Consider the following 10,578-nt stretch of genomic DNA (forward strand, 5'->3'; position numbering starts at 1 on the left):
CGACCCGCACCTCACGGCCCACACCCAGCGTCTTCAGCCGACGGCCGATCCGGTTCGACCACGCCTCCAGTCCGCCATAGCTCAGACGATCGTCCCCGCAGCTCACCGCCTCCGCCGCTGCACGCGCCTGCGCCTGTGCCGTGATCAACCGCGTCACCGCCGCAAACCCGTACCGCACCAGCGCCCGTTCCGGCGCCGCCACTTCCGACAGCGCGATCTCCCCCACCCGCTGCTCCAATTCCGACGACAGCTCCTTCAGAACGGATACGTAGTGTCGTGACAAACGCTCCACTGACGCACGATCCATGCGCTCGCCATCCCAAGACCAGCGCAATGCCAATCCAGCAGTCGGTGCGATCGTCAATGTCAGTGGATAGTGCGTGCGGATATCCGCCTCGGCTCGAACCACGCCCAGTTCGCGCGGCGCCGTCAGCAGGATGTCGTCGATCGGATGATTGTGGAACACCAGCAAGGTGTCGAACAGCGCCTCGCCGGACCGCCCCACCCAGCGCTGGATGTCGCCCAGCCCCGCATGCTCGTACTGCCGGAGTTCGGCATTGTGATCCTGCAATTGCCGTAGCCAGTCACCGACGCGCGTCTCCCCTCGCACCTCCACCCACAACGGCAGGCTGTTGATGAACAGGCCCACCATCCCCTCGACACCCGCCAACTCCGCCGGGCGCCCTGATACCGTCACCCCGAAACGCACCGCGCCACGACCGCCGTACCGCGACAGCAATAGTGCCCATGCGCCCTGCATCACCGTGTTCAATGTCACGCGGCTCAGGCGCGAGACTTCCCGCAGTCGGTCCGCCAAATCGGCATCCAGTTCGACACGCTGCTCCTGCGGCCCAGCCTCCGCCGCAGCCGGACGGCCCAGGCTCTCCAGCAGACCCACCGGGTCCTCCACGGAACCCAGCTTCGTCCGCCACCAGTCCTCGCCGCTTCCCTGCTGCGTCAGCCAGCTCACGTAGTCCCGATACGGCGCGGGTTCCGCGATCCGTGCCGCCTCGCCGCGCACGCGCGCCGTGTACTCGCGCACCACCTCGCCCAGAACGCGCGCCGTGCTCCACCCGTCCGTCAGGACGTGATGGTTCGTCCACACCAAATCATGCCCGCCGTTTGGACGGCGGAACAACGCCACGCGCTGCAGCGACGTTGCGTCCAGCGCGAAGCCTTGTCTGACATCGTCCCGACGCCACGCCGCCAGACGGCCGTCGTAATCTTCCGCTTCACGCCAGTCCGTCTCCGTCCAGGGCAGTTCGGCGCGCCGCAACACGATCTGATGCGCGTCGCCACCTTCGCTCCAGGTAAAGCGCGTCCGCAGGATCGCGTGCCGATCCACAACCGACTGCCACGCACCGCGCAGGGCCGCGACATCGAGCGTGCCTTCCAGCCGCAGCCGCAACTGGTTCACATAAAGCCCCTCACCCGGACGCAGCAGACTATGAAACAGCAAACCCTGCTGCAGCGGCGTCGCCGGGTACACGTCCTGCACGGCGTCTGCCGACAAGCCCAGCCGCGCCAGAACCGACGCTTGCAGGAGCCGGTCCGTGCCTTCTTCAGTCTTCGCGGCCGGCGCAGCAGCCACGGGCGTCGTCAACAGTGCCAGTTGCTCGATCGTCGGGTGGTCGAACAACTGTCGCGGTGTGAATCGCAACCCCTCGCGGCGTGCCCGTGCCACGATCTGCAGGCTCAGGATCGAATCGCCGCCCAGCGCGAAGAAGTCGTCCGTCACGCCCACGTCGTCGCGCTTCAGCACAGCGCGCCAGATTCCCGCCAGTTGCGTCTCGATTGCCGTCCGCGGCGCCACACGCTCGCCGGCTGTCGCCTCGGGTTCAGGCAAGGCATTACGATCGAGCTTCCCGTTCGGCGTCAAAGGCAGTGCGTCCAGCACCATCACCGCCGACGGAACCATGTACTCCGGCAACTCCGCTGCCAGCGCCGCGCGCAATGGGCCGCTCTCCAGCTGCTTGCCAACGACATATGCCAGCAGGCGCAGGCGCTGCTGCTGATCGGGTCGTGCCACGACGACCGCTGATGCAACGCCACCCTGGGCACGCAAACGAACCGCGACTTCTTCCGGTTCGACACGATAGCCGCGGATCTTGACCTGATCGTCCAGCCTGCCGAGGAACTCAATCTCGCCCGTCGGCAGATACCGGCCGCGATCGCCTGTGCGATACAGCCGGCGACCGGCCTCGCCATAGGGATCCGGCACAAAGCGCTCGGCCGTCAGTTCGGGTCGGTTCACGTAGCCGCGTGCCAGCGCCTCGCCGCCGATGCAGATCTCGCCTGCAACGCCGGCGCGCGCCGCGTTGCCGTTGACGTCCAGCACGTACACGCGTCCATGGGCCAGCGGCCGGCCCAACGGCAGCATGGCCTCCGACGTGGCTCCGCCTTCGCGCGTCAGGACGCCCACCGTGGTTTCGGTCGGCCCATAGTGGTTCACGATCCGGCACTGCGGTTTCAGGGCCGCAATCTGCGCCGCCAGCGCCGCGCTCGTCGCCTCGCCGCCCACGATCAGGCAACGCTGCGGCAGGACGTCCTGCGGACTGGCCGCCTGCAACAGGCTACCGAGATGGCTCGGCACGATCTTCAAGGCGTCGACCTGATGACGCGTCAGATACGCGCCGAAGCGATCGGGATCGAAGGCACAGGCCTCGCTGATCAGATGCAGCGTCCAGCCCGACCACAAGGCGCCGAACAACACCGTGTGTCCCAGGTCGGCTGCTGGCGTGGAGACATAGGCGGCGCTGCCGATTTCCTCCGGCAGGCGCTCCAGCACAGCGCGGACGTAAGCTTCCAGGGCGCCATGGCTGACCACGACTCCCTTCGGTCGGCCGGTCGAGCCCGAGGTATAGATCACGTAAGCCGCCTGCGAGTCGCACGGCGTCCGCATGTCCCACCGCTGAGCGCCGACCTCGCCCGGATCGACACAGGTGACCGCGGCCGACGGCCAGGACGGGGCTGTCTCGGCGATGAGCCAGCGGGCGCCGCAGTCTTGCAGCTGCCACGCGAGACGATCGGCCGGCAGCGCGGGATCCAGCGGAACATACGTTCCACCGGCGCGCCAGATCGCCAGGATGCTGGCCACGAGTGCCGGGCTGCGCGGCAGGCAAGCCGCGACCGGCGCCTCCATCTCGACGCCCAGCACACGCAGACGCCCGGCCAGCCGCCCGGACCAGGCCCACAACTCGGCCCAGGTCACGGTCGTGGCTTCATGCACGAGCGCGGTCTCAGCGCCGCGTGCCGCCGCCATTGCAGCGACACGCGAGAGGATGTCATTGCCGGGTTGCACTGCCGCATCCGGCTCGACGTCCTCGGATGGCAGTGTCAGCTCACCCAGGAACCGATCAGGATCTCCCGGCAGCATCCGCAGTGCTTCGACGAGATGGGCCAGCAGGCGGCGGACCGTGGCGTGATCAAAGCGCTGGCAACCGTATGCCAACGTCAACGTCACACCCTCACCGGGCTCGACGATGAGGCTCAGCGGATAGTGGTTGCGCCCATCGGTATACTGGACCGCGCCGCGGGCCGATGCGGGCGCGCCGGTGAACCGGCTTGCCCGCAACCCGCCCGATTGGGGCGCCATCAGCGATTCGTCGAGCGGATAATTGTCAAAGACCAGGATGCTCTCGAACAGCGGCTGATCCGGCCCGAAGCCGCTGAGCGCCTGAACCTGACTCAACGGGACGTGGGCATGCTGGCGCAGCGCCACGTTCTGCTGCTGCAGGTCTTGCAGCCAGGCGCCCACTCTCGTACCGGGGCTGAGCGTGACCCGCAAAGGCAGGGTGTTGATGAACAACCCCGCGATGTTCTCCACATCCGGCACATCGGCGGGCCGGCCGGACATCGTCACACCGAAGGTCACGGCATTGTCGCCGGCGTGCTGTGACAGCAGCCAGGCCCAGGCACCCTGCACCAGGGTGTTCAGCGTCAGACCGCGGCGGCCGGCAAAAACCTCGAGGTCGGCACGCTCCGATGCGTCGAGCTGGAAAGCCTGTTCGGCATACGGCCGGGGCGCATCGACCTGGCCGCGACTCGCCGGCAACGGCGTTGCTGTTTCCATGTCGGCCAGCATCGATTGCCACCAGGCATCGGTCGTCGTGCCATCCTGGCGTTGCAGCCAGTCATGGTATTCCCGGAACGACGGCGCGGCCCGCCAGGCCGGCGCCTTGCCGGCCTGGCGCTGAGCGTAGGCCGCCATCGTGTCGGCCAGCACCCTGGACATGCTCCAGCCATCGAGCTGGGCGTGATGGGATCGCCACACCAGCCAGTGGCGATCTGCATCCAGCTGGATCAGCTGCAGCTCAAGATCGGCACTGCGGTCGAAGTTGAACCCGGCGACGCGGGCCCGGTTCCATGCTGCCGTCAGTTCGATGTGCTGACGCGGCGCATCGAACTGGCGCCAATCCAGACGATCGATGCGTGCCGACGATTGCCGCCGAACGACCAGCAGCGGCTGCGGCAGGTCTTCCCAGCAGAACCGGGTGCGCAGCATGGCGTGACGGGCAACGACATCATGCCAGGCGTCCTGGAATGCTTTGTCGGAAAGCGGTCCCGCCAGCTCGAAGACATGCTGCACATAGTAGGGATCATCGCTGGCGCGGAGCGCGAAGGCGAGCAAGCCCTGCTGCAGCGGGGTGGCCGGGTATACGTCCTGCACCGTCTCGTTGCTGACGCCCAGCCGCGCGAGATCGGTGTCGTCCAGCCCCGATCGCGGATAATCCGATCCCGTCGCTCGTGGGGTCGCACTCTCGCAGTGCTCCACCAGCACCCGCAGCCGTGCCTCGAACGCCGCCATCAGTTTCGCGACCGTCGCCGCGCTCAGGACACCAGGACTGTACCGCCAGCTCAGACGCAGACGGCCTTCCGCCACCAGCCCGTTCAGGTCAAGCACATGCTCCAGCGTGCTCGCGTCCGTCATGGAGCGGCCACCGGACTCCGACGCAAACCCGAACGGCCCGCCCTGATCGAGGCTCTGGTCGAACTGGCCCAAGTAGTTGAAGCTGACGCCGGGCCGTGGCAGCGCGTTCAGTTCATCGCGCACCGCCGCATCGCCATACCGCTGCAACAGACCCCAGCCACTGCCCTTGCCGGGCACCGACCGCAGCCGCTCCTTCACGCTGCGCAGCGCGACGCCGGCATCTGCTTCCGCCGCGAGCCACACCGGATGCCGCGTCGTGAACCAGCCCACCGTCCGGCTCACGTCCACATCCAGCGCCTCCGACAGCGCCTCGCGACCGTGGCCTTCGAGGTCCACGAGAATGCCGTCACCGCCGCTCCACGCGCCCAGCGTCTGCGACAGTGCCGTCAGCAGCACCTCGTCCACACCCAGCCGATACGCCCGCGGCGCCGCGCGCAGCAGACGACGGGTCTCGTCCTCATCCCATTCGTGCGCCTCAGTCGCGCTGGTGCCAAGGCTATGATCACCCTCGCCCTCCACGGGCAGTTGGTCGCGTGCACCCGACAGGGCATCGCGCCACCATGCCAGTTCCGCCTGTACGCCCGCGCCGCCGCCGTGTTCGGACAAGCGCCGTGCCCAGGCGCTCCACGGCGTCGCCACCGGCGGCAACGCCACCGCGCGGCCCGATGCCGCCTGGCCGTAGCCCTCCTGCAGATCCTCCAGCAACACGCGCCACGACACGCCGTCCACCGCCAGATGGTGGATCGCCAGCAACAGCCGGCTCTCCCCGCCAGGCACCAGGAACAGGCCCGACGCCAACAGTGGGCCTTGCGACAGATCCAGGCTCGCCTGCAGCTCAGTCCCGCGCTCCGATAGCCGCGATACCCAATCCTCTTCTGTCCGCAGGTCCACCACGCTCAGCAGCCGATGCGCCTCCGACGCCTCGACCCGCTGCTGCCAGTCACCGGCTTCATCCCGACCGAACCGCAGTCGCAGCGCGTCATGGCGCACCACCAGCGCGGCCAGCGCCCGCTCCAGTGCCAACACGTCCACCTCGCCAGACGCGCGCAGCAGCACAGCCTGGTTCCAGTGACTGAGCCCTTCCGGGTAACGCGCGAAGAACGACGCCTGGATGGGCGTCAGGGCCTGCCACCCATGCACTTCCTCAAGGCCTGAGGCCGCGTCGCGCTCGGCCACTGGCGCCAGACGCTCGATCGTCGGGCACTCGAACACCTGCCGCGGTGTCAGGCGCAGGCCGTCACGACGCGCGCCCGCAACAATCTGCAGGCTCAGGATCGAGTCGCCGCCCAGCGCGAAGAAATCGTCCGTCACGCCGATGTCGTCGCGCTTCAGAACCGCGCGCCAGATCGCGACCAGCCGTGCCTCGATCGCGCTACGCGGCGCGACGCGCTCACCCTCGGTCTCGAACGTCGGCTCCGGCAGCGCACGCCGATCCACCTTCCCGTTCACCTGCACCGGCAAGGCCGGCAGAACCACCACCACCGACGGCACCAGGTACTCAGGCAACTGACCCGACAGCGCCGCCTTCACTGCCCCGCCGTCGACATCGCCCACGACGTAGCCCACGAGGCGCCGGCCTTCGCCCGATCCGCGGACAACCGCCACGGCCTCGCGCACGCCTGCGCACGACCGCAGCCCAGCCTCGACCTCTCCCAGTTCGATGCGGAAGCCTCGCAGTTTCACCTGCTCGTCCAACCGCCCCAGGAACTCAACCGTCCCGTCCGCGCGCTGCCGGCACAGGTCTCCCGTCCGGTACAGGCGATCGCCCGGCATATGCGGGTCCGGCACGAAACGCTCCGCCGTCAGTCCGGGACGGTCCAGGTATCCCCGCGCCAGTGTCCCACCGCCGATGCACAACTCACCCAACCCGCCGACCGGTACCGCGTTGCCGTCGACATCCAATACGCGCAGATGCCGCGCCGGCCACGCCTGGCCGATCGGTATCATGGCCTGCGCTTCATCTGCCGCGGTCGGGCTGTACGCGGAAACGGTGATCGTCGCTTCTGTCGGACCGTACGTGTTGGCGAATGGCAGATGGCCGAGAGGGCCGTCCTGCCAGCGCTTCAGCGCATCCCCCGCCAGCGCCTCGCCGCCCACCGTCACCTGGCGCAGCGACGGCAGCGATGACGGCAGATCCCCTAGCCACTGCTGCCAGTAGGCCGTCGGCAGATAGGCGAGCGTCACCTGCTCTTCCATCAGACGGCGATTGAGGTCGTTCGTGCCCCACATCGCGGCGCCGCGCAGTATTGCGGTACCTCCCCGCGTCAGCACCGGCAGCAACTGTTCCATCGCCGCATCAAAATTGATGGTCGAGAACTGCAGCACGCGATCCGCGTTCGTGAGCGTGAAGCACGCCACGAAATCATCGATGTGCTGGCTCAACGCACCGTGCGTGATCGCGACGCCCTTGGGACGGCCCGTCGAGCCCGACGTGTAGATCACGTATGCCAGCTGGTCCGCCGCGATCGCGTCGTCCCAGCCCGCCGCGCTCTCACCCTCGACATCGTCCACCACAACCTGCGCGCAGCCCGTCAGCACCGTGCCCAGGCGCGCCGACGTCGCCGCATCCGTCACGACGCACCGCACACCCGCGTCCTGCACCATCTCCCGCAGCCGCGCCTCCGGATACGCCGGGTCCAGCGGCACGAACGCACCGCCCGCCTTCAGCACGCCCAGCAGGCCTGCCACCATTCCCACCGACCGCTCCAGGCACAGGCCCACCCGCACCTCGCGGCCCACGCCCAGTTTCTTCAGCCGGCGACCGATCCGGTTGGACCATGCCTCCAGCGCGCCGTAGCTCAGCCGCTCGCCCTCGCAGCTCAGCGCCTCGGCCTCAGGACGCACTGACGCCTGCGCTCCGATCCGAGCTGTCACCGATGCAAACGCGTACGCCGCCAGCGGCTGCGCTTTCGGCGCTGCCTCGGACAACTCGATCTCGCCGACGCGCCTGTCGAGACCTTCGACCAGGGCTTCCAGCACACTCACATAGTGTCGTGACAGCTGCTCCAGCGCCGCTCGTGTCAACCGGGCCCGGTCCCAGGACCACCGCAGTTCCACTGCTGGCTCCGGCAACACGGCCAAGGTCAGCAAGTAGTGCGTCTGCTCGACAGCCTCGACCGCGGCAACCTTCAGTGCCCCAGCCGAGATCAGCTGGCGCTCGACGGGATAGTTCTCGAACACCAGCAGCGTGTCGAACAGCGCCTCGCCTGACCGACCTGCCCAGCGCTGCACATCGCCCAGTCCCACATGCTCGTGCTGCCGCAGTTCGGCATTGTGCGCCTGCAACTGCCGCAGCCAATCACCGACCTGCGTCTCCCCCCGCACCTCCAGCCACAGCGGCAGGCTGTTGATGAACAGACCCACCATCCCTTCGACACCCGCCAGCTCCGCCGGGCGGCCCGATACCGTGACCCCGAACCGCACCGCACCACGACCGCCGTAGCGGGCCAGCAGCAACGCCCATGCGCCCTGCATCAGCGTGTTCAACGTCACACGGCCACGACGCGATGCTTCCTTCAGACGGGATGTCAGCGCTTCGCCCAGCTCAACCCGCTGTTCCTGTGGTCCCGTCTCCACGACGGACGAGCGACCCAGGCTCTCCAGCAGACCCGCCGGCTCTTCCGCCGCTCCCAACTTCGCCCGCCACCAATCCTCGCCGCTCGCCTGGCGCGACAGCCAGCTCACGTAGTCCCGGTATGGCGCAGGCTCTTCGATTGCGATCGTCTCGCCACGGACGCGGCCCGTGTATTCGCGCACAACCTCGCCCAGCAGCCGTGCCGTGCTCCATCCATCCGTCAACGCATGATGGTTCGTCCACACCAGGTCGTGCCCGCCATCGGGACGGCAGAACAGCGCCACACGCTGCGGCGGCGCGGCATCCAGCGCGAAGCCCTGCGCGATGTCCTCGCGGCGCCATGCCGCCAGATGCTCCTCGTAGTCCGCCTCGCCACGCCAGTCGGTCTGCGTCCACGGCAACTCGACGCGGCGCAGCACGATCTGACGCGCTTCACCACCGTCGCCCCAGGTAAACCGCGTCCGCAGGATCGCATGCCGGTCCACAACCGATTGCCATGCAGTGCGCAACGCCACGTCATCCAGCGTGCCCTCCAGCCGCAGCCGCAGCTGGTTCACATAAAGTCCCTCGCCCGGACGCAGCAGGCTGTGGAACAGCAACCCCTGTTGCAGCGGTGTCGCCGGGTACACGTCCTGCACGTCGTCGGCAGACAAGCCCAGGCGCGCCAGGTCCGATGCTTCCAGCTGCCAGCCCGCCTCCGCACCGGCCTCGGCCGACGACAACGCCTCGACCGGCACCGCGACCTGCGCCAGATGCTCGATGGTGGGGCGCTCGAACAGTTGCCGCGGCGTCAAGCGCAGGCCTTCGCGCCGCGCCCGTGCCACGATCTGCAGGCTCAGGATCGAGTCGCCGCCCAGCGCAAAGAAATCGTCCGTCACGCCAATGTCGTCGCGCTTCAGGACGGTACGCCAGACACGCGCCAGCTGCGCCTCGACCGATGTGCGCGGCGCCACGCGCTCGCCGGCCGTCATCTCGGGCTCGGGAAGAGCATTACGATCGAGCTTGCCGTTGGGCGTCAGCGGCAGCGCCTCCAGCACCATCACCACCGACGGCACCATGTACTCCGGCAGCGACGACGACACCCACGTCCTCACCGCGCCACCGTCGACCTCGCCCACAACGTACCCGGCCAGGCGACGACCATCACCCGTCCCCCGTACCACCGCCACAGCCTCCCGCACACCCGCGTGCGAGCGCAGCGCAGCCTCGATCTCTCCCAACTCGATCCGGTACCCGCGGATCTTCACCTGGCCATCTGCTCGGCCCAGGTACTCGATGTCCCCGTCCCCCAGACGACGACCAACATCACCCGTCCGATACAGGCGACCACCAGGCTCGTGCGGGTCCGGAACAAAACGGTCCGCCGTCAGGCCGCCGCGACCCAGGTATCCCCGGCCCAGTCCCGCGCCGCCTACGTGCAGCTCGCCCACGCCACCTGCCGGGACCTCGTTGCCCTCGCTGTCCAGCACCCGCAGCGACAGGTCTCCCAGCGCCTCCCCGATCACGCTCCGCGCATGCCCTCCAACCACATCAGGCACGCCCAGGCGACGGTAGCTCACATGCACCGTCGTCTCCGTGATCCCGTACATGTTCACAACCTGCGGCGCGCTCTCCCCGCGCCGCTCCAGCCATTCCCCCAGACCCGACGGCTCCAGCTTCTCACCCCCGAAGATCAGCACCCGAACCCCGGCCAGGTCCTCCCCGCATCCCTGTGCCACACGCAGCAGCGGCCAGAACGCCGACGGCGTCTGGTTCAGCACCGTCACGCCCTCCCGCCGCAGCAGCCCGTGGAAACCCTCCGCGTCACGCGCCGTCCAATACGGCACCACCACCAGACGGCCGCCATGCACAAGGCTGCCGAACACCTCCCACACCGAGAAGTCGAACGTGATCGCGTGGAACAGCGTCCACACGTCCTGCGCACCGAACCCGTACCAGCCCGACGTCGACGACAGCAGACGCGACAGGTTGCCGTGCGTCACCCCCACGCCCTTCGGACGCCCCGTCGAACCCGACGTGTAGATCACGTACGCCAGCTGGTCCGCGACGATCGCCTCGTCCCAGCCCTCACTGC

1 protein-coding gene is annotated in these 10,578 nt (G+C 68.3%); it reads right to left on the minus strand.

Going from position 1 to position 10,578, the window contains the following annotated elements; translation table 11 throughout:
- Nucleotides 1-10,578 (minus strand): amino acid adenylation domain-containing protein (locus tag FQU96_RS41770; RefSeq protein ID WP_146547367.1); only part of this gene is annotated, 10,578 nt, incomplete at both ends.

Origin of the sequence: Reyranella sp. CPCC 100927 (genome assembly GCF_007859315.1) — a bacterium.
In the GTDB taxonomy this organism is placed as follows: domain Bacteria; phylum Pseudomonadota; class Alphaproteobacteria; order Reyranellales; family Reyranellaceae; genus Vineibacter.